Annotated in this window: 14 protein-coding genes and 1 pseudogene; 9 read left to right on the top strand and 6 right to left on the bottom strand. The window is 62.2% G+C overall.

Annotated features, from left to right (window positions below):
• Positions 1 to 93 precede the first annotated feature (93 nt).
• On the bottom strand, positions 94 to 3,816 hold the full coding sequence (locus Talka_RS05535) for a glycosyltransferase (RefSeq protein WP_185970072.1): 3,723 nt from the start codon (positions 3,814 to 3,816) through the stop codon (positions 94 to 96).
• Between the two features lie 122 nt (positions 3,817 to 3,938).
• Between Talka_RS05535 and Talka_RS12290 the strand changes: the two genes are divergently transcribed.
• From Talka_RS12290 to Talka_RS05555, 4 genes and pseudogenes are all read left to right on the top strand, one after another.
• The gene (locus Talka_RS12290; RefSeq protein WP_425472633.1) at positions 3,939 to 4,586 is read left to right on the top strand and encodes a lytic transglycosylase domain-containing protein; all 648 of its coding nucleotides are present in this window, start codon (positions 3,939 to 3,941) and stop codon (positions 4,584 to 4,586) included.
• Between the two features lie 38 nt (positions 4,587 to 4,624).
• Positions 4,625 to 5,728 carry a glycosyltransferase family 4 protein gene (locus tag Talka_RS05545; RefSeq protein WP_143890127.1) on the top strand — a complete coding sequence of 368 codons (1,104 nt, stop codon included), beginning with the start codon at positions 4,625 to 4,627 and terminating at the stop codon, positions 5,726 to 5,728.
• Between the two features lie 20 nt (positions 5,729 to 5,748).
• Positions 5,749 to 7,758, top strand: a complete 2,010-nt coding sequence (locus tag Talka_RS05550; protein ID WP_143890128.1) for a tetratricopeptide repeat protein — start codon at positions 5,749 to 5,751, stop codon at positions 7,756 to 7,758.
• A 220-nt stretch (positions 7,759 to 7,978) separates the two neighbouring features.
• Positions 7,979 to 8,980: pseudogene (locus tag Talka_RS05555) on the top strand (integrase core domain-containing protein).
• A gap of 2 nt (positions 8,981 to 8,982) precedes the next feature.
• Here Talka_RS05555 and metK read toward each other — a convergent pair.
• Positions 8,983 to 10,161, bottom strand: coding sequence for a methionine adenosyltransferase (metK, locus tag Talka_RS05560; protein WP_143890129.1), 1,179 nt, complete (start codon positions 10,159 to 10,161; stop codon positions 8,983 to 8,985).
• A gap of 158 nt (positions 10,162 to 10,319) precedes the next feature.
• Between metK and Talka_RS05565 the strand changes: the two genes are divergently transcribed.
• Positions 10,320 to 11,189 carry a lysophospholipid acyltransferase family protein gene (locus Talka_RS05565; protein ID WP_246100586.1) on the top strand — a complete coding sequence of 290 codons (870 nt, stop codon included), beginning with the start codon at positions 10,320 to 10,322 and terminating at the stop codon, positions 11,187 to 11,189.
• Here the strand turns inward: Talka_RS05565 and yihA are convergent.
• A complete protein-coding gene (gene yihA, locus Talka_RS05570) occupies positions 11,089 to 11,832 on the bottom strand; it encodes a ribosome biogenesis GTP-binding protein YihA/YsxC (protein ID WP_425472634.1) in 744 nt (247 codons plus the stop codon). The two genes, Talka_RS05565 and yihA, sit on opposite strands and share 101 nt — an antisense overlap.
• 105 nt (positions 11,833 to 11,937) lie before the next feature.
• On the opposite strand from yihA, the gene Talka_RS05575 reads away from it, so the two are divergent.
• The 3 genes from Talka_RS05575 (at position 11,938) to ccsB (ending at position 16,200) form a co-directional block, all read left to right on the top strand.
• The gene (locus Talka_RS05575; RefSeq protein WP_143890130.1) at positions 11,938 to 12,552 is read left to right on the top strand and encodes a c-type cytochrome; all 615 of its coding nucleotides are present in this window, start codon (positions 11,938 to 11,940) and stop codon (positions 12,550 to 12,552) included.
• A gap of 142 nt (positions 12,553 to 12,694) precedes the next feature.
• Positions 12,695 to 14,842 (top strand): cytochrome c biogenesis protein ResB, encoded by a 2,148-nt coding sequence (locus Talka_RS05580; protein ID WP_143890131.1) that lies wholly within the window; start codon positions 12,695 to 12,697, stop codon positions 14,840 to 14,842.
• Positions 14,839 to 16,200: a c-type cytochrome biogenesis protein CcsB gene (gene ccsB, locus Talka_RS05585; RefSeq protein ID WP_143890132.1), complete on the top strand. Its 1,362-nt coding sequence runs from the start codon at positions 14,839 to 14,841 to the stop codon at positions 16,198 to 16,200. Before Talka_RS05580 ends, ccsB begins: the two co-directional genes overlap by 4 nt.
• 90 nt (positions 16,201 to 16,290) lie before the next feature.
• On the opposite strand, the gene lysA is transcribed toward ccsB, so the two are convergent.
• Complete coding sequence (gene lysA / locus Talka_RS05590) at positions 16,291 to 17,586, bottom strand: diaminopimelate decarboxylase (protein WP_143890133.1); 1,296 nt, start codon at positions 17,584 to 17,586, stop codon at positions 16,291 to 16,293.
• A complete protein-coding gene (gene lptM / locus Talka_RS12260; RefSeq protein WP_342781045.1) occupies positions 17,573 to 17,887 on the bottom strand; it encodes an LPS translocon maturation chaperone LptM in 315 nt (104 codons plus the stop codon). The genes lysA and lptM overlap by 14 nt, the downstream gene beginning before the upstream one ends.
• Here lptM and cyaY point away from each other — a divergent pair.
• Complete coding sequence (cyaY, locus tag Talka_RS05600) at positions 17,769 to 18,098, top strand: iron donor protein CyaY (protein ID WP_143890181.1); 330 nt, start codon at positions 17,769 to 17,771, stop codon at positions 18,096 to 18,098. The two genes, lptM and cyaY, sit on opposite strands and share 119 nt — an antisense overlap.
• Positions 18,099 to 18,160: 62 nt before the next feature.
• On the opposite strand, the gene Talka_RS05605 is transcribed toward cyaY, so the two are convergent.
• A complete protein-coding gene (locus Talka_RS05605) occupies positions 18,161 to 20,530 on the bottom strand; it encodes a penicillin-binding protein 1A (RefSeq protein WP_143890135.1) in 2,370 nt (789 codons plus the stop codon).
• Positions 20,531 to 20,660 lie beyond the last annotated feature (130 nt).

Raw genomic sequence — 20,660 nt, forward strand, 5'->3', positions numbered from 1 at the left:
AAGTGTCCGAGTGGGGGCCAAGAATGGCGCGCAGCTGAGGAGCGATTTGCCAATGCCAGCGTGAATTCATAGGCGAGCCGCTACTGCGGAGGGTTAGCGCAAGAGCCAACGTTTAATGCGTCGCTGCACCGGCGCTGGGATGCGAGCCGCAACCCCCCGCAGCAGCGGGGCCGAGCGCAGAGCCGCCAGACGACCTAAGAGCCACAGCCGCCGACGCGCGGCAGCGGGTGGCTGATGACGGCCCAAGCGCATCCACTCTTCGCAGAGAGGATCAGCTTGCGCTGAATTGGGGATGGGTGGCGGCAAGTATTGGCGCTGATAGTCGAACGAATCGGGAGAATTGACGGCGCTGGGAGCTGCGTGCTGAGCAGAACGCGCCACAGGAACAGGATCTTTGAGGCCGCGAACCAGATGCTGCTCCCGAATGTGGAGAAACAAATCCAGCCAGGCGCGAGCATCTGCGCTGACAGGTAGAAGCCAACTCCAGGGGCGCCCATGCAGTCGCTCCGCTAAAGCCCCTAGATCGGTGGCGGCCACTGGCAGACCTGCGGCCAAAGCGGCGCTTAGCGTGTAGGAATAGGTTTCACTAACCCTGGCAGGCAGCCAAATCAAATCGGGCTGTAACCAGGCAAGCAACTCTTGAAGGTCTTCATCATCATAACGCCCATGGCATATTAAAGCGGTGCGCGGTGCCGTGCGCAAACTGCGATAAGCATAGCCGAGCAGGTGAAACTCCACCGGCGCCGATTCCCGAGCGGCTAGGGCAGCGGTGGCTTCGAGCAAGTCCGCCCCTTTGATGGGGCTGAGCGCACCCAGCACGGCAACGCGCAAACGTCGCTGCGTAGAAAATGAAGGTAGATCACAAAAGGCTCGTGGCTCGGGCCAGCAATGGGCGTGGCCGTGTGTGAGTTCATCGTGAGCGGCTACCACAGCTGTAACGCCAAAGTAGCGTTGCAGCCGCTGCGCAACGTCGCGGCTGGGCGCGATCACGTACCGCGCGCCCAGCAGCAGTGCGGCATGACGAGCGCGCCAAGCCTGGATATCGCGGGTGCCATCAGGTGCCGGATGCTGTTGCAGGCACCGTTGGCATTGGGAAGTCCCCTGCTCTCCGCAGTAGTCTGTCCCGTTTTGGCTTAAATGAATTTGCGGGCAATATGAATAATGGTCATGGACGGTTACGTCATAAGGGACGCCTAAATGTCGAGGAAGGTCAAAAATCGAGAGCGGCAAGCCTTGCCAATGATGAAAATGCACTTGCTGAATGCCGAGAGCTTTCAAATCCAGCACCAACTCACGGTATTCGTCCGGTAGCCGATAATGCCAGCGTCGTTGGGTTGCAATCTTTCCGCTCATGACATACCAGATCACCCCTTCTGGATACGGCTGCAAGCGGATGAAGCTGGCCTTGTGGCCCAAGGCCTCGGCCAGCTCGTGCTGATGGCGATCGGCTCCACCGGTGCCGTCGTGGGAGATCAGCAGGATGCGTGACCGGGTGGGATGTAGAAACCGCGCGAGGTCGAGGACGCGTCGCGCTTTTTCCCATGGATCGCGGCGAATGAGTTGGTATATCGTTGATTCATAGTCAGGGTAGCGCTGGCGGATGATTTCAATCGCTTTTTGTACGCGCTGTTCGCGTTCGGCCCCAAAGCTGACGCTACCTCGATGAAAAACAAAGGTGTCCAGCGCGTGCACATGGCGCCAGCCAAGCTTGCTGGCGCGCAAGCAAAAGTCGTTTTCCTCGCCGTAGCCGTGGCCGAAAGCTTCGGCATCAAAAGATCCGGTAGAGGCGAGGCAGGCGGCTTTGATATACATGCAAAAGCCATGGGCGGTGGGCACGTCGAGCGTTTGGCCTGCAAACAAATGGGCGCAGAGTTGGGCCAGTTCGCCAGCGGTCCACCCTGGCGGTAAGGTCCCTCCTTCAGGCCAACAGGGGTAGCTGAAGAGAGTGGCGTGATTGGACCATGGGGTTGCGGTACCCACATCGGCTTGACGGTAGCATGCGGCACGCAGCCGATCGAGCCAGCCATCTGTGACCTCCGTGTCGCTGTTGAGCAACACGATATCCGTGCCCGCAGCGAGCTCGATACCCTCGTTGACGCTGCGGACAAATCCGAGGTTCGTATCGTGGCGAATTAGTCGAATGTTTTTTAAGGTATGTTCGCCTACAAAAGTCTGGAGCCAAATTGTCAATTCTGGTTCCGGGCTGCAATCATCGATGATGATAAGCTGCCAGTCGCTCGAAACTTTAGTTTTGATGACTGATTGAAGGCAGCGTTGGGTCTCATGAAGTCCGCGGTAAACCGGAACGATGATTGTTGTTAAACCAGGCTTCACGACGTCGGCGAGAGGTGATAAGCATGCAGGGTGTCCTCGATCTCCAGAAGGTGAGGTAAAAGTACTTTCGGACAACGATGGCGCGGCGTTAATGAGTGAAGAATAATTTTGCCAGGCTAGTCTCATGGTTTGAAGCGCTAAATCTCGCTCCCGCAAGAGTGTCTGGAGTCGTTCAATCTCGGCCTGTTTTTCTCGTGCAGTCTGAAGCAGATGTTCGAACTGATGTCGAATTTTTAAAGCTTCTGTGTAGCTGCGGGCCAGAGCCCAGCCCTCGAGCGTGCCTGCGGATCCAAATGTAACGGTCAGCTCACCGCCATACCGAGCCAGTCGTTCGCCGATGGTGGGTGTAAGGGGAATTTGAATCTGCGCGTCGTCGCCTACGACCAGGATGACTTGCGACGTCATCAAAGCAGGGCTCAAGTTCAGCACGGTTCCGCTTGACCATTCGCGTAGGCGTTCGATCGCATGCTCGTCTTCTGCCGACCAAGTTAGACAGGTTTGACTGTCACCGTGGATGCGTAAGCCGAGATACAAGAGGATCAGCAATCCCGGCCGATCAGATGGATCGAGGCGCAGTCGTCGGTAATGTTCTTTTTCGGGCTCTTGAACAGTGGGAATGGACAGAATAATCGTTTGTTTCAGATTGCCAAGTTCAGCCCAGGTCGTGCTTTTGAAATCCTCACGGAAGCCTTGTCCTTCATCGAAGAAAAGCTCGACGGCAAACGTGGCCTCAGCACGAGGAGAAGCTGTATCCGATGCCGTCAGAAGCGGGCTGGTCTGTTGCGCTGCTGATGAAACTGTTGGCACGCAGCGCAGGACAAACTGGTAGGTTAGGGCATGAGGTTGCCTGAGCAAGTGACGTCTTAGCCGCTCAGGTAAAGCTTCCCAGTTCGGGCGAAATTCGCTCGCCGCAATCGGCAGCTTGATGGGTTTGAGTTCCAGCGCTTGCCAGCCATGTGCGCTTAGCCAGTCTTGCAAGGAGTTCAGCGTGAAAAACCGAAGATGGGTTCGATCCAGTAGACCCTCGTCTCGGTAAACCCAGCGACCTTGCAGTAGTTCGGCCAACAGGCCGGCATAGGCGACGTTCGGTACGGAGAGTAGCAGTTCTCCCTCTTCACCAAGAAGAGACTTGGCGTCATGCAGAACTTGCTCTGGGTTGCGTAAGTGCTCCAGGACGTCGGCGCAGACGATCCAGCGGTAAGCTCGAGTCTGCAGCACGTCCGCCAGCCGCGCGGCGTCCAGATCCAAGACGTAAACTTCTCGGTAAAATCCATCGGCCAGGCAGGCCTCCTCACGTTGATGGGTAACCCCATCAATGGGGGGCGAAGCTCCTCCTAAACGACGAGCTAGCAGGCGCCCCAAGCTGCCTGTCCCCATCCCGATATCGAGCACCGGGCCCGGATCTTGCTCGAGCCAAGCAGCTATGGCGTGCAACGAAGAATTGGTTTCGGACTCGATGTTGCGATGATAAAGATGGGTCATAGGGGCACGGTAACGAGATCGTAAAAAGCTCATTTTAGACGTGAAGAGCGCGTTCTTATAACTTGGTGTCAGGGTTGAAAGTTCGCAGACACGTGCCTCGCTTAGTCCAGCAGTCGTTCGAAGTGGGTCGCCGGCGCTTTGGTCGCATTGCGCTGGCGGCTGCCTTGTCGCCGTGGGCCCACGCTCGTTCTTGGAAGTCCGTAGATAGCTCGGGGACAGTTCACCTGGGCAACGAGCTTCCTCCCGAAGGTTTGGATGCCATACAATGGTTGGAGAGTCCGGAGCGAAAGGACGGCGAAATTGAAGCCGCTATCGGAAGTTACGTTAAACCCCAGCAATTTCCAGGCTACTCAGCTGTTAGGGAAATCCTTCTTCTAGCCGCTCGATCGAACGGCCTGGAGCCAGGATTAGTGGTGGCCGTGGCGGCAGTAGAATCCAGATTTAATGTTCTGGCGGTTTCGCCTAAGGGTGCGCTAGGATTAATGCAAATACTTCCCTCGACAGCGCGCCTTTATGGTTGGAGCCACTTGCCGCCAGATCGGCTTCGTGCAACGCTTCTGACTGCAGAACCTAATGCGATAACTGGAGCGAAAGTCCTGGCTGATTTATTACGGCGTTGGAACGGAAGGCTGGAGCTTGCTTTGGCAGCGTATAACGCCGGCCCTGGCGCTGTAAGTCGTTATGGTGACGTTATTCCGCCCTATCGTGAAACGGAGTCTTATGTTCCGACAGTCCTGCGTTTGTTTGCGCGTTGGCGCCATGTAGTTTGAGAGTCTAAAGCTATGATTGGCCGGGAGAAGGCGGGCTTGTGTTGATCAAATTCCTTGTGGCTGTGGCTGTGGCTTTCGTCGGGTGTGGGCTTGGGGTTCGATATACGCCGAATGCATGGCGCAAATATCCCCAAGACCGCCCACAACGTTTTTATGAGGGTGAGGTTTCCCGTCTCGGTGGTGTCGTTTTATTCTTAACCTTTATTTTGATCGGATTGGCAAGCGGTTATTACGAAGTCTTTGTGAAGACGACTGGTGGCAAAGAAAACTTTTTGTGGTGGGTTTATTTGGCGCTAGCGTTAGCGCCTGCATGGCTGGCTGGCACAATCGAAGATATCAAGCATAACGTTCGTCCAGCTTGGAGGTTTCTGGCTACTTTTGCTACAGCTTTGTTGGCAATTTGGCTTTTTGACATCAAAGTGAGCTCGCTAGGGGTTCGATGGATTGATAGTTGGTGGAGTGTTGTTCCGTGGTTGAGTGTTCTGTTGCCAGTGATGGCGGTTGCCGCTCTTCCACATGCAATCAATTTTATTGATGGCTACAATGGCCTGGCGGCCACAACCGTTTTATTGATATCTCTGGCTCTTTTATACGTTGCGATCAAGGTGGATGATTGGTTGGTGGCTTCAGTCGTGATCGTGCTTACGGGGGTCACGTTGGGCTTTTGGTTTTGGAATTATCCGAGAGGATTGTTGTTTGCGGGCGATGGCGGAGCTTACTTTTTTGGGGGGGTTGTGGCGATCAGTAGCTTATTGCTAATTCAGCGTAATACTGAGGTTTCGCCGTGGTTTCCTGTTTTGTTGTTGGCTTATCCGTTGATGGAGTTGCTGTTTTCAATTTATCGGCGTTTGGTCCGGGGCGTATCACCGACTGTGGCGGATGCTTTGCACTTTCATCAGCTGATTTATCGGAGAATTGTTCGAGGGGTCTTTGAGGGAGATGAAGTCCGGCGGGTTTTGGTGAGAAATAATAAAACATCTCCTTATTTATGGGGAATGGCTCTTTTGGGCATTATACCTGCAATGCTTTTTTGGCGGCAAACCGTCATTCTTTTTATTTTTTTTGTGAATTTTGTTTTTTTATATGTATCGGCCTATCTGATTATCATACGCTTTAAGACGCCTCGGTGGTTGCGACGCTAAAAGGTACGGAGTTTGTTGTGATGACGGAAATGCATTTGCGCCGCGCAGGGATCTTGACGTTTGCGGTCTCGGCCTTGGCCATATGGCTTGTATATTGGCCTGGTTTGCGGAATGAGTTCGTATTCGATGATTTTCGATTCATTGATGGCTCGTTGCCGCTAGACAGGCCGTATAGCTTCTGGCTTGGATTTAGATCTCTATGGAGCGTTAGCTTTCCTTTTATTCATCAAGTTATCGGTCCAGATGTGGCCTGGCAGCGCGCTTTCAATATTCTCTTGCACTTAGCGAACGCATGGTTACTTTGGTTGCTCGTGCGGTGGCTTTTTGACCAGGCTCTGAGGCAAGAAAATGCTGAGCCGCCAAATGTAAAAAAGAGCGGGGCTCTGCCGATTGATGGCGCCGGACAAGCGGCTGTAGCGTTGGCGATTTTGCTGTGGGCTGTTAATCCGGTGGCAGTTTATTCTGTTATTTATCTTATCCAGCGCAGCTCACTTATGGCCATGTTTTTTATGTTGGCCATGTTTGTCTTTTTTATACAGGCCTTGCGTTCAAAGAATTGGTATTGGGGTTTGGCTTCCGGGCTAAGTTATGGCCTGGTATTGCTCTCAAAAGAACATGCGGCGCCTTCGATAGCTCTTTTGCTTCCGATTTATGTATTTTGGAGTCGCCCGTCTTTCCGTTCATTGGCGATCTTCGGAGGGGGGCTTGGGCTTTTGGCTCTGCTTGCAGCTGTATGGTTAATCCAGCTGAAAGGTTGGAAACTTGGAGCTGCAACTGAAGATATGGTTAAGTATTACCTGGAGGATATTAAAAAGGTTAATGTTAACGTCGAAGGTAAGCTTTACATTTTAAGTTTGATTAATCAGTTGAGATTGTTTCTTTATTATGGATTTCTGTGGTTTGTTCCGTGGACGGGCTGGTTGAGCATTGATGTTCGAACCAGCTTCCCCGTTGAATTATTCAGTTGGCATTTGGTTGGCGCGGCGATGGCCGTGGTCCTTATTGCTGCCTCAATTTATGTGCTGATAGCGAAAAGGGGTCGCGTAGCCTTGGCCGGTCTGGCGATTCTTATGCCGGCGGTTCTGTTTACGACCGAGTTGGCCTATGTGCGCATCCAAGAAGTGTTTGTGCTCTACCGAAGTTATCTTTGGTCGGTATCGTGGCCGATTCTTGTGGCGCTGGCCCTCACGGTTCTAAAGCGAGAGAAAGCGATTTACATCCTTGGTTTAGGATTGGTCATTTTATTTGCATGGATGGCGCGCGATCGGGTGGCTAGTTTTCGCGATAACGTAACGGTATGGAAGGATGCAGTAGAGAAGATCGATTTAGAGGCGGGCCCAGAAGTTCTGGGTCGCTGGCGGGCGCCGCTCAATCTATCAATGGGATTGCTGCAAAAGAAAGATTATCAAGAAGCTTTGCGTTACGCTGAGCTGGCGGATAAATTGAAAAGTCCTGAAGGTCTGGGAAAATTTAATCAGGCGACAGCTTTGGCTAATCTTGGGAACATCGATCAGGCGCTCACGCTCTACGAGATGGCTGAGGCTGAAGGTTTTCCGAGGCCGGAAATTCTTAATAGGGATCGGGCCATTATTTTGATGGCGGTTGGGCGATTTGATGAAGCGTTATCGTCACTTGACAAAGCCTTGGCGATTACTCAAAACAAGGAGTTTCGGGCTGATTTGTTAATTCGTGCCGGACGTGCTGCAAATAATAGCGGGCAATACGATCGGGCTATACAATATTATGAGAGTCTAAGGTTGGTTAAGCCTGATTTAACAGCAGCACCCATTGGTATTGCCTATTCATACTATAAAAAGGGGGATGTTGACTCGGCTCTAAAAACGCTCAATCAGTCGCTGGCTAAGAAGCCAACTGCGGATGTATTGCACGCTCGCTCTTTTTTGTTCTACCAGATGGGCAATAGGGATAGAGCTCTAAACGACATTAATGTTGCCTTGGTTATCGAACCAGGTAACCCGGTTTACCAGGCATTCAAGCAAAAAGTGTTGGCTGGACAGAAGGTTGAATAGGATCTCAATAGAGGCGGAGTAAGGAATTTACCGCCTCTCTGGTGCGGGGTTCGCGAGTTACTCCGCGCGCCGACTGATGTTGCGTAAAAGCTAGGTGTTTTATCCCGGATGATTGGATAATGCCGCACCGGCGCGGCTACCTGACGGCGCGCAGTGTCTTGCAGGAGCTGCTGCTTGCTGGAGGCGCCGACCTGAAGCCATCATCCAGGAGGTCCCAGGCATGATGATCCGCCTGCACAGGAACGCGCGCACCACGCCGACGATCCGAGCGGAAAGTGCGGCCAGTCAGGAGCCGATCCACGTGTTGGCGCAGCGCTGCCGGGTCTCGCCCACCACGGTGATGCGCTGGAAGCACCGCGACAGCGTCGAAGATCGGCCCCACACGCCGTATCGGCTGCGGACGACTTTGAGGCCGGCGCAAGAGGTGATCGCGGTGGATGCGCCAAGACGCTGCTGCTGTCGCTGGACGATCTTCTGGCGGTCATGCGCGAGTTCGTCAACCCGGACGTCTCCCGTTCGGGGCTGGATCGTTGCCTGCGCCGCCACGGGGTAAGCAACCTCAAGGCGCTGCAGCCGCAAGTGCCCAAGGTCCGGCACGGCACCTTAGGCGCCTACGAGCCAGGCTACGTGCACATCGATGTGAAGTATCTGCTGCAGATGGCCGATGAGGATCGGCGACGCTACCCGTTCGTGGCCATCGACTGCGCGCAGCGCTCAAGTGTTCATCCAGATCAAGAGCGCCAGGACCGCGCGCGCCGCACGCTCGTTTCTGTCGGCCCTCATCAGGGCCTGCCCGCTGCGCATCCGCACGATCCTCACCGAAAACGAGCCGAAGGCGAAGTTTCAGCGCAGCTATAACGGCAGGGAGTTCACCGACCGCTTTGTCATCACGGGCGAGTGCACGCCCACCGGGTAGCACGTCTTCGATGAGCTGTGCGCCTCTCTGGGCATCGAGCATCGGCTCACCCGTCCACGGCGCCCCTAGACCAACGGCATGGCGGAGCGCTTTAACAGCCGCATCGAAGAAGTGCTGCGCAGCCATCACTTCATCAGCGGCCAGGACTTGGAGCAAACTCTCTTACGCGACGCTTGGCTCTCCAACCATCACTTGCCCCAGGCCGCCCTTGCCCGCACGCCCATGCAGGCCATGAAGGACTGGTACCAGCGAAGGCCGGATCTGTTCCAAAAGCGACCTTTCAATCTTCCGGGACATGACAACTAGGTCTAAATGCCAGCCAAGTCCCGCAACACCTCCACCTTGTCGGTGCGCTCCCAGGTGAATTCCGGCTCGTCGCGGCCAAAGTGGCCATAGGCGGCGGTTTTGCTGTAGATCGGGCGCAGCAGATCCAGCATCTGGATGATGCCTTTGGGTCGAAGGTCAAACACTTCGCTGACGATCTTGGCGATTTTTTCGTCTGGGATGACGCCGGTGCCTTCGGTGTAAACGGTGACGTTGATCGGTCGCGCCACGCCGATGGCGTAGCTCACCTGGATTTGGCACTGGCGTGCCAGCCCCGCGGCGACGATGTTTTTGGCCACGTAGCGCGCCGCATAAGCGGCGGAGCGATCCACCTTGGTTGGGTCCTTGCCGCTGAAGGCCCCGCCGCCATGCGGGCAAGCGCCCCCGTAGGTGTCCACGATGATCTTGCGCCCGGTCAGGCCGCAGTCGCCCTGCGGGCCGCCAATCACAAAGCGCCCGGTCGGGTTGATCAGGTAGCGCGTGTTGTGCAGCCACTCTTTGGGCAGCACCGGCTTGATGATTTCCTCGATGCACGCCTCGATGAACTGCGGCTTCATGCGCTTGCCGTCGCTCATCTCGGGGCTGTGCTGGCTGGACAGCACCACGGTGTCGATGCTGTGCGGACGGCCATCGACGTAGCGCATCGTGATCTGGCTCTTGGCGTCGGGGCGCAGGAACGGCAGGCGCCCGTCCTTGCGCAGCTGCGCCTGGCGCTCGACGATGCGGTGCGCGTAGTAGATCGGCGCGGGCATGAGTTCCGGCGTCTCGTCGCAGGCGTAGCCGAACATCAGGCCCTGGTCGCCCGCGCCGGTGTTGAGGTAGTCGTCCGACGCGTGATCGACCCCCTGCGCGATGTCGTTGCTCTGCTTGTCGTAGGCCACCAGCACCGCGCAGCCCTTGTAGTCGATGCCGTACTCGGTGTTGTCGTAGCCGATGCGCTTGATGGTCTCGCGCGCGACCTGGATGTAGTCCACGTGCGCGTTGGTGGTGATTTCGCCCGCCAGCACGACGAGCCCCGTGTTGCACAGCGTCTCGGCGGCCACGCGGCTGCGCGGGTCTTGCTCGAGGATGGCGTCGAGGATGGCGTCTGAAATCTGGTCGGCCACCTTGTCCGGGTGGCCTTCGGAGACCGATTCGCTGGTGAACAGAAAATCATTCGCCATGGTGCTCTACACTCCTTCCTCTGAGTTGGGATGCCGGCGTTGCGCCGGCCCCGCAAAGGGCATTCATGGCGAACGCTTTAGCGGCATTTGTGAATCGCCCGCAAGTAGTTCGATAACTCGGCGATGGGGCGCGGATTATACCGCCTGAAAGGCGCGATGTGAGGCACGCGTGGCTGCCTGCGGCGGTGGCGCGGCTGGCGCGGCTGCCGCTGCCGGCGTTGCACGTGCTGGGTTGGCTGGGCGGCTGGGCGGCGTGGCTGGCCTCCGCGTCGTATCGGCGGCGTTGGCGGGCGCACACGCGGCTGGCGGGTTTGCGCGGCTGGGGGCGCTGGGCGTCGGTGGGGGCAGCCGGCCAGCAGGTGGCGGAGCTGCCGCGCCTGTGGTTCGGGCCGCCGGTGCGCGTGGGCTGGGAAGGCGCCGCGCACATCGAGGCGGCGCTGGCGCAGCGGCGTGGGGTGCTGTTTCTTACGCCGCACCTCGGCTGCTTCGAGGTCACGCCGCGCGCCTACGCTGAGCGCTTCGGCGTGCCGCACGCTGCGCCGATCACCGTGCTGTACCGCCCGTCGCGCCACGCGGCGCTGGAGGCGCTGCTGCGCCGCGCGCGCCAGCGCCCCGGCATGGCGGCAGCGCCGACGACGCTGGCCGGGGTGCGGCAGCTGATGCAGGCGCTGCGCCGCGGCGAGGCGGTGGGGCTGCTGCCGGATCAGGTGCCGCCGCAGGGGCAGGGGGTGTGGGCCCCCTTTTTTGGCTGTCCGGCCTATACGATGACGCTGGCGGCGCGGCTGGCGCAGCAGCCGGGCGTGCAGGTGCTGCTGGCGTGGGGGCAGCGCCTGTCGTGGGGGCGCGGCTATGTGGTGCACGTGCAGCCGTGGGCGCAGGTGATGGGCGAGCCGCTCGCGCCCGACCCCGCGCAGGCGGCGGCGCAGATCAACCGGGCGATGGAGGCGCTGATCCGTCGCTGCCCGCAGCAGTATCTGTGGGGTTACGCGCGCTACAAGGCGCCGCGTGCGCCCAGCCCCACAGCGTGAGCGCGACCTCGTCCAGCCCCTGGCGCTTCAGCGCCGAAAACAGCCGTGCCTGGCCGCCGCGCGTCTGCAGCCGGGCGATCGACAGCGCCCGCGCCTGCTCCTGACGCGAGAGCTTGTCGGCCTTGGTCAGCAGCACGAGGAAGTCCAGCCCCCGCTCGACGCGCGGGCGGATCAGCTCCAGCAGCGCCTCATCCAGCTCGGTCAGGCCCAGCCGCGCGTCGCACAGCAGCACCACCGCGCGCAGGTTGGGCCGACGCACAAGGTAGTCGGCCATCGTCTCCTGCCAGCGCCGCTTGGCCGTCTGCGGCACGGCAGCGTAGCCGTAGCCGGGCAGGTCGGCCAGCACGGCGTCGGTGGCGCCCTGGCGGCCCACCGCAAACAGCACGATGCTCTGGGTGCGCCCCGGCGTGCGCGAGGCGAACGCCAGCTGGCGCTGCTGCGCCAGCGTGTTGATGCAGGTGGACTTGCCGGCGTTGGAGCGGCCCACGAACGCGATTTCTGGCGCTGTCAGCGCGGGCAAATGCGCCAGCCGCGGCGCCTCCGTCAAAAAGCGCGCGGTGTGCAGCCAGGCATGCGCCTGAGGGGCCGAGGGCAGGGTGCTGACGACTGGATCCATGGCAAACAGGGCGGCTTGGCGGGTCATTGTAGAATCGGCTGCGTTTCGAAACTCCTGCGCCCGCCAGGGATAGATCGTCCTCTGCCGGTCTGCCGCTGCCTGATGGGCCTAACCTGCCGTCGCGACCAAGCCATGAAACACACTGCCTCGCTCATCGGCGCCATGTTGGTTGCCGTGGTTGCCCACACGGCTGACGCTCAGTCCCCCACCCCCGACTTGAAGCGTGGAGCCGCGCTGTATGGTCAAGTGTGCGTGGCGTGCCACGCGGCGGATGGCAACTCCACCACCCCGGCCAACCCCAAGCTGGCGCAGCAGCACCCGGAGTATCTGATCAAGCAGCTGCAGGAATACAAATCCGGCAAGCGCGCCAATGCGGTGATGGTGGGCTTCGCCAGTGCGCTGTCGGATCAGGACATGCGCGACATTGCCTACTGGCTGGCCAGTCAGAAAGCGGCGCCAGGGGCGGCCACCAGCGCCGACAAGGTACGCCTGGGCGAGCGCATCTACCGCGGCGGCTTGATGGATCGCCGCATCCCGGCCTGCGCCGGCTGCCACGGGCCCAGCGGCAGCGGCATTCCGGCGGAATACCCCCGCTTGAGCGGCCAGCATGCGGAATACACCGCTACGCAGCTCAAGCTGTTCCGCAGCAACGAGCGCGCCAACAGCAAAATGATGCATGAAATCGCGCGCTACCTGACCGACGTGGAAATCGACGCGCTGGCCGACTACATCGCCGGTTTGCGCTGACGGGGGAAAACGCGCAGCGCGGCCACGCCGAACATTCGTCTGCGCTAATATTCGAGCTGCGCGCCGCTTCGGAACCTTCTCCGTAGCGGCATGGTCTGAATCGGGGCAGGCAAGGCTGGCCTGCCCCTTCGTTCAATCTGGCATGAGCGCCTCTACCGCTGGCATCGAGCTGCCCCGAGCCCACCGTCGTCTGGCTGCGGCGGTGGAGCTGCTGTCGTCGATGCGTTTTGCCATCGCGTTGCTGACGGTCATCTGCATTGCCTCGATCGTCGGCACGGTGCTCAAGCAGCACGAGCCGGTCAACAACTACGTCAACCAGTTCGGGCCGTTCTGGTACGAGGTGTTTGCGGCGCTGGACTTGTATTCGGTTTACAGCGCCTGGTGGTTCTTGCTGATCCTGGCGTTTTTGGTGGTCAGCACCTCGCTGTGCATCGTGCGCAACACGCCGAAGATCCTGGCGGATTTGCGCCAATTCAAGGAACACGTGCGCGAGCAGAGCCTGCAGGCGTTTCACCACAAAGCCGAAAGCCAGTTGTCCGAGGCGCCGCGCGCCGCCGCCGAGCGCATCGGGCAAGCGCTGCTGGCGCGTGGCTGGAAGGTGCGGCTGCAGGCGCGCGAGACGCCCGCTGGCACTGGCTGGATGGTGGCGGCCAAGGCCGGCGCGGCCAACAAGCTGGGGTATCTGGCGGCGCATGCGGCCATCGTCATCATCTGCATTGGCGGTCTGCTCGACGGCGACCTGATGGTGCGGATGCAGCTGTGGTTTGGCGGCAAAGAGCCGTTTCGCGGTGGCGGGCTGATCGCCGAAGTATCCGAAAAACACCGCCTGAGCGACGCCAACCCGACCTTCCGCGGCAACTTGCTGGTCACCGAAGGCACGCGCGCCGGCATCGCGGTGCTGCAGCAGCCCGAGGGCGTGGTGCTGCAGGAGCTGCCGTTTGAGGTCGAGCTGAAAAAATTTATCGTTGAATACTACGACACCGGCATGCCGCGGCTGTTCGCCAGCGACATCATCATCCACGACCGCTACACCGGCGAGGCGCGAGCGGCGCGGGTGGAGGTCAACCACCCGGTGGAGCACCGCGGCATCATGATTTACCAGTCCAGCTTCGACGACGGGGGGTCGCTGGTCAAGCTGCGCGCGCTGCCGATGGGCGCGGCGGTGCGTCCGTTCGAGGTGCAGGGGCGCATCGGCGAGGCCACCACCCTCACCAACGGCGAGCAGCGCCTGCGTTTGGAGTTCACCGGGTTGCGCGTCATCAACGTGGAAAACATGTCGGCGGCTTCGGGCGGCAGCGGCGCCGACGTGCGCAAGGTGGATTTGCGCCAGGCGATCGAGGCGCGCCTTGGCGCCGGCAACAAGACGGTCAAGGAGCGCGAGCTGCGCAACGTCGGCCCCAGCGTCACCTACAAGCTGCGCGACGAAGCGGGGCAGGCGCGCGAATTCCACAACTACATGCTGCCGATCGACTTGGACGGCCAGCGCGTGTATCTGCTTGGCGTGCGCGAGACGCCGCAAGAGCCGTTCCGCTACCTGCGCGTGCCGGTGGACGAGCGCGACGGATTGGACGGCTTCATCCGCCTGCGGGCGGCGCTGGCGGACGCCGGCCTACGGCGCCTGGCGGCGCAGCGCTACGTGGCGCAGGCCGCCGGCGACCAGCCGGAGGGCGTGCGCACGGCGCTGCTGGGCTCGGCGCTGCGCGCGATCGATTTGTTTGCCGGCGACGATCCTGAAATCGAGCGCCTGCCGCGCGGCGAAGCGCCGCGCCTGGGCGGGCTGCTGGCGCTGTCGGCGTTCATGGAAGCGCACATCCCTGAGGCCGAGCGCGAGCGCTTTGGCGATGTGCTGCTGCGCATCCTCAACGGCACGTTGTTCGAGCTGTATCAGCTCAGCCGCGCGCAGGCCGGCTTGCCGCCTGCGCAGCGCAACGACGCCACCGCGGCGTTCATGACGCAGGCGGTGCTGGCGCTGTCGGATGCGTTCTTCTACCCGGCGCCGCTGGTGTTGCAGCTGGCCGATTTTGAGCAGGTGCAGGCCAGCGTGTTTCAGGTGGCGCGCGCGCCAGGCAAGACGATCGTGTATATCGGCTGCGTGTTGCTGATCCTTGGCGTTTTTGCGATGCTCTACGTGCGCGAGCGGCGGCTGTGGGTGTGGCTGGCCCCCAGCGGCACGGGCGCGCGCGCGCTGATGGCGCTGTCCAGCAACCGCAAGCTGATGGACAACGATCGCGAGTTTGAGACCCTCAAGGGGCTGCTGGCCCCAGGCACGGCACAGGAGACGGCACGATGAGCACCGCGACGCAGACGATCGACCTCAAGCTGGCCGGCGACCAGACCCCCGGCTGGCGCGGCTGGCTGGCCCGCCGCACCGTATGGGACTGGCTTTATGCCCTGCTGGCGACCGTGGGCGCGGCGGTGGCGCTGTGGCAATGGGGCCACGCGATGGACGGCTACGAGACGGCGATCCTGATCGGCGCCGTGCCAAGCCTGATTGCGCTGGCCTGGTTCTGGCGCCCGGTGCAGTTGCTGACCGTGGTGGTGGCGGTGCTGTCGCTGCTGGCCATCGCGCTGTATCAGGTGGACGGGCGCGCCGACCTGGCGCGCGCCGAGCAGGTGTTCCTGCTGAAGTACTTCCTCTCCAGCCAGTCGGCCATCCTGTGGATGAGCGTGCTGTTCTTCATGAGCACGGTGTTTTACTGGATCGGGCTGCTGGCACCGCGCGGCGGCGAGACGGCCGAGCGGCTTGGCTCGCGCATCGCCTGGGTGGCGGTGACGCTGGCGCTCGCCGGCACGATGGTGCGCTGGTATGAGAGCCACCAGATCGGCCCGGGCATTGGCCACATTCCGGTCAGCAACCTCTACGAAGTGTTTGTGCTCTTTTCGTGGCTGACGGCGGCTTACTATCTGTATTACGAAGACCGCTACCAGACGCGGCGCATGGGGGCGTTCGCGATGCTGATCGTCAGCGCGGCGGTGGGCTTTTTGCTGTGGTACACCGTGGTGCGCGAGGCGCACCAGATCCAGCCGCTGGTGCCGGCGCTGCAGAGCTGGTGGATGAAGCTGCACGTGCCGGCCAACTTCATCGGCTACGGCACGTTTGCCATCGCCGCCATGCTGGCGTTTGCCTACCTGATCAAGCAAAGCGCCGGCGAGACGCGTTGGTGGAAGCTGGCCCCGCTGTGGCTGCTCGGCATCGTGCTGTGCTTTGAGCCGCTGGTGTTCCGCCGCGGCGCCGCCGAGCAGGGCGCGAGCTACTGGTTCATCTATTTTGGCGTGTCGGCGCTGATCGTCGGCGGGATCCTGGCGGCGCGACGGCGCATTGCCGAGCGGTTGCCGAGCCTGCAGGTGCTCGACGACGTGATGTACAAGGCGATCGCGGTGGGATTCGCCTTCTTCACCATCGCCACGGTGCTGGGCGCGCTGTGGGCGGCCGAGGCGTGGGGCGGCTACTGGAGCTGGGATCCGAAGGAAACCTGGGCGCTGATCGTCTGGCTGAATTACGCGGCGTGGCTGCACATGCGCCTGATCAAGGGCCTGCGCGGCACGGTGGCGGCGTGGTGGGCGCTGGTGGGGCTGGGCATCACGACGTTTGCCTTCCTGGGCGTCAACATGTTCTTGAGCGGCCTGCACAGCTACGGCGCGCTGTGACCGCGGCGGGATCGTGGGCTCGGCCCGCGGCCCAGCCGTTGCGCGGGCGGCGACGAGCGCGATGGCGGGGTCGTGGCCAGGGCGTGAGGGTCAGTCGAGCGCGAGCGCGCGCTCCTGCTGCCACAGGTCGGCCACCGTCTCGCGCGCGCGGATGAGCTGCGCGCGCGCGCCGCTGACCAGCACCTCGGCGGCCTTGCCACGCGTGTTGTAGTGGCTGGCCATGCTCATGCAGTAGGCGCCGGCCGAACCCACCGCGAGCAGATCGCCCGGCTGCGCGGCCAGCTCCCGGTCGCGCCCGAGCCAGTCGCCGCTTTCGCACACCGGGCCGACCACGTCCCATGTCTGCGTCGGGGTGTCCGTGCGTGGCTGCACCGGCGCGATGGCATGGTAGGCGTCATACATCGCCGGGCGCGGCAGGTCGTTCATCGCCGCATCCACGACCAGGAAGTTTTTCGTGGCGCTGGGCTTGGCGTAGAGCACTTCGGTGACGCAAATGCCGGCGTTGCCGACCAGCGAGCGCCCGGGCTCGAACAGCACCCGACGCCGGCCGTGGCCGCGCGCGTCCAGCCGCGCCAGCAGCGCGCCGACGAGCGCCTGGGGCGAAGGCGGCGTCTCGCCGCGGTAGTCGATGCCGAGCCCCCCGCCGAGGTCCAGGTGGTGCAGCGCGATGCCGTCGGCCTCGATCGCCTCCACCAGGTCGAGCACGCGCTCCAGCGCGTCGAGGTAGGGTTCGACGGCGGTGATCTGCGAGCCGATGTGGCAGTCGATGCCGATGATGCGCAGCCCTGGCAGGCGCGCCGCGTGGCGGTAGGCGGCGCGCGCCTCGTCGTGCGGGATGCCGAACTTGTTGTCGCGCAGGCCGGTGGAGATGTAGGGGTGGGTGCGCGCGTCCACGTCCGGGTTGACGCGCAGGCTGACCGGCGCCTGCACGCCCAGCTCGCGCGCCACGGCATCCAGCACGTCGAGCTCGCCGACGCTTTCGACGTTGAAGCAGCCGATGCTGGCTTCAAGCGCCGCGCGCATCTCGGCGCGCGTCTTGCCGACGCCAGAGAACACGATGCGCTGCGGCGGCACGCCAGCGCGCAGCGCGCGCGCCAGCTCGCCGCCGGAGACGATGTCGGCGCCGCAGCCCGCGCGCGCCAGCGCCTGCACGATCGCCAGCGTCGAGTTGGCTTTGAGCGCGTAGCAGACCTGCGCGTCGCGCCCGGCCAGCGCCTGCTGCCAGGCGCCGGCCGCCGCGCGCAGCGCCGCCAGCGAATAGACGAACAGCGGCGTGCCGTGCTCGCGCGCCAGCTGCGCCACCGGCACGTCTTCCACCCACAGCTCGCCGTCGCGGTAGGCAAAGAAGGGGGCGCCGGGCAGGGGGGGCGAGTCAGCGAGGGACATCGGGTTGGGGTACCGAGGTGGATGCTGGCGATGAGATGGCGGAGGCGAAAGTTGCCGATGCCGGCAGCGTCAGCGGCCCTTTTTGACCGCATCCTGCCAGGGTCATGGCCAGTGCGGCGGCCAACGCCACGCTGCCGCAGCCTACAATGCGCAGCCTGATCAGCATGGCGGCGATTCTAACGATGACCGACAGCGAATACCTCGACCGGGCCGAAGCGGTGCTCAAGGCCGTGGAGCTGAACTGCGACCGTCTCAACGAGGAGACCGACGCCGACATCGACAACCAGCGCGTCGGCGGCATGGTGACGCTGACTTTTCGCAACGGCAGCCAGATCGTCATCAACCTGCAAAAGCCGTTGCACGAAATCTGGATGGCGTCGCGCTCCGGCGGCTACCACTACCGCTTCGATGGCGCGCGCTGGATCGACACCAAAAGCGGCGGCGAATTTTTCGAACAGCTCTCGCGCGAGGCATCGGCGCAAGCCGGCGTTGCGTTGAACTTCCGGCCTTAAAGGGGCGCGGCGTCGCCCTGGCGCGCGACCCGCCGAGCGGCGACCCAGGCGAAAGACCCCCCTTACTGTCGAAACAAATCCAAGATGCTGCGCCGTTCCTCCGCCTCGCCACCTGCGGCGGGTGCGGCGCCCGCCGCAGCGTCGTCAAAGCCCAGACGGCGCACGTAGCTGCCGTTGGCGTATTCCTCGTAAACCCAGTCCCCCCCCACCAGGGCTACGCCGGCAGGGGGCTGGATTTCCTGCACGGGCTCTTGCCGCAGCGCCTGCGCCATGAAGTCGATCCAGATCGGCAAGGCCAGCGCCCCGCCAGTGGCGCGCCGCCCGAGGTTGCGCGGCTTGTCGTAGCCGAGCCAGGTGGCCGCCGACAGCGTGGGGTGAAAGCCAACGAACCAGGCATCCTGCGCATCGTTGGTGGTGCCGGTTTTGCCGTAGAGGTCGGGGCGCTTGAGCGTTGCCTGCGCGCGCGCGGCGGTGCCGCTGCGGGTGATTTCGTTGAGCAGCTGGCTCATGATGAAGGCGTTGCGCTCAGGCAGCGTGCGGTTGGCTTCGCTGGGGCTTTGGGGCGGCACCTCCAGCAGCACGCGGTCGCGCGGGTCGGTGATGCGGGTGATCAGCACCGGGGGCAGGTAGTGCCCGCCGTTGGCGAACACCGCGTAGGCGGCTGCCATCTCCAGCGGCGTGACGGCGCCGGCCCCCAGCGCCATCGTCAGATAGGGCGGATGCTTGGCCGGATCCAGCCCGAAGCGCGTGATCCATTGCTGCGCCGTTTGCGGCCCCACCGCGCGCAGCACCTGGATCGAGACCATGTTCTTCGATTTGGCCAGCGCGGTGCGCACCGTCATCGGGCCGTCGTATTGCCCATCGTAGTTTTTGGGCTCCCACGGCTTGCCGCCGGTCACGCTGGCCGGGAAAAACAGCGGCGCGTCGTTGACCACGGTGGCCGGCATGATGCCGCGCTCCAGTGCGGCGGAATAGATGAAAGGCTTGAAGCTGGAGCCGGGCTGGCGTTGCGACTGCGTGACACGGTTGAACTTGTTGCGGTCGAAGTCAAAGCCCCCCACCAGGGCGCGGATGCCGCCGTCGCGCGGATCCACCGCCACGAAGGCGGCCTCCACCTCCGGGGTTTGCGTCAGTGCCCAGCCCTGCGGGGTTTGCACGATGCGCACCACCGCGCCGGGGCGCAGCTTCAGGTGCGGCGGCGCTTTTGGGTCGAGGCCGGAGCGCACTGGATCCAGCCCCGTCCCGGTGATCGTCAGCGTGCTGTCGTCACCGCGGGTGACCACCACCTTGGTAGGGCTGGCTTCCAGCACCACGGCGGTCAGCAGCGTGTCGTTGTCGGGCAGCGCGGCCATCACCTCATCGATTGCGGCCTCGCGCGCGGCGGGGTCGGCGGGCAAATCGATGAAGCGCTCCGGGCCACGGTAGAACTGGCGCCGCTCGAACTCCAGCACGCCATTTCGCACCGCGCGCCAAGCGGCGCGCTGCAGCGCCGGATCGACCGTGGTGTAAACCTTCAGCCCCGCCGTGTAGGCGTCTTCGCCGTAGCGCTGCACGATGGTTTGACGCACCATCTCAGCGATGTATTCGGCGTGCAGCTCGTCTTCGGGCGCACCGCGGCGCAGCCGCAGCGGCTCGGCGCGCGCGGCGCGAGCTTCGGCTTCGGTGATGAAGCCGTTTTCCAGCATACGGTCGATGATGTAGAGCTGCCGCGCCCGCGCGCGCTTGGGGTTGCGATACGGGTTGTAGGCCGAGGGCGCCTTCGGCAAGCCGGCCAGCAGCGCCGCCTCGGCGATGGTGAGCTCTTTGAGCGACTTGCCAAAGTAAGCTTGCGCCGCGGCGGCAAAGCCATACGAGCGCTGGCCGAGGAAGATCTGGTTCATGTAGATCTCGAGAATCTGTTCCTTGGTCAGCAAGTGCTCAAGCTTGAACGTCAGCAGGATCTCGTAGAGCTTGCGCAGGTAGCTCTTTTCGGTGGACAGATAGACGTTGCGCGCCACCTGCATGGTGATGGTGGAGGCGCCTTGGCTTTTGGCTTCGCTCAAATTGGCCAGCGCCGCGCGCAGCAGGCCCCGGTAGTCCACCCCGCCGTGCTCAAAGAAGCGCGCATCTTCAATGGCCAGCACGGCGTTGATCATCACCGGGGGAATATCCTCAAACGGCACCACGATACGGCGCTCTTCGCCGAACTCGCCCAGCAACGAGCCGTCGCGGGCGTAAATGCGCAGCGGCATCTTGGGCCGGTAGTCGGCCAGTTCGCTGACGTCGGGCAGATTGGGGTAAGCCAGCGCCAGACCCAGCGCCACCAACAAAGCGCCGGTTAATGCCAGCGCGGCCAGCGTGCCGAACAAGGCGGCCAACCAGCGCAGCCCCGAGCGCCGACGGGCCTGATGGGCCGGCGCAGGCGCCGGCGGCGAAGACGAAGGGGTGCCCATGGACGTTGGCCTGCAATTATAGGGACGGCCTTATGGGGGGGCTGGTTGGCGTTGGATGGGCTGCCGCTGTGGGGCGAAGGCAACGCTTGGGGGCGCGCGCGTGACGGCAGCCGCTCATTAATGCTAGGAT

The organism is Tepidimonas alkaliphilus, assembly GCF_007556595.1.
Taxonomy (GTDB): Bacteria; Pseudomonadota; Gammaproteobacteria; order Burkholderiales; family Burkholderiaceae_C; genus Tepidimonas; species Tepidimonas alkaliphila.

Bases quoted from the DNA above. Each gene is read 5' to 3' on its own strand.
- Talka_RS05535 (WP_185970072.1), bottom strand. From the start codon at position 3,816: ATGACCCATCTTTATCATCGCAACATCGAGTCCGAAACCAATTCTTCG.
- Talka_RS05550 (WP_143890128.1), top strand. From the start codon at position 5,749: ATGACGGAAATGCATTTGCGCCGCGCAGGGATCTTGACGTTTGCGGTC.
- metK (WP_143890129.1), bottom strand. From the start codon at position 10,161: ATGGCGAATGATTTTCTGTTCACCAGCGAATCGGTCTCCGAAGGCCAC.
- yihA (WP_425472634.1), bottom strand. From the start codon at position 11,832: ATGACCCGCCAAGCCGCCCTGTTTGCCATGGATCCAGTCGTCAGCACC.
- Talka_RS05575 (WP_143890130.1), top strand. From the start codon at position 11,938: ATGAAACACACTGCCTCGCTCATCGGCGCCATGTTGGTTGCCGTGGTT.
- Talka_RS05580 (WP_143890131.1), top strand. From the start codon at position 12,695: ATGAGCGCCTCTACCGCTGGCATCGAGCTGCCCCGAGCCCACCGTCGT.
- ccsB (WP_143890132.1), top strand. From the start codon at position 14,839: ATGAGCACCGCGACGCAGACGATCGACCTCAAGCTGGCCGGCGACCAG.
- lysA (WP_143890133.1), bottom strand. From the start codon at position 17,586: ATGTCCCTCGCTGACTCGCCCCCCCTGCCCGGCGCCCCCTTCTTTGCC.
- cyaY (WP_143890181.1), top strand. From the start codon at position 17,769: ATGACCGACAGCGAATACCTCGACCGGGCCGAAGCGGTGCTCAAGGCC.
- lptM (WP_342781045.1), bottom strand. From the start codon at position 17,887: ATGCCGCCGACGCGCTGGTTGTCGATGTCGGCGTCGGTCTCCTCGTTG.
- Talka_RS05605 (WP_143890135.1), bottom strand. From the start codon at position 20,530: ATGGGCACCCCTTCGTCTTCGCCGCCGGCGCCTGCGCCGGCCCATCAG.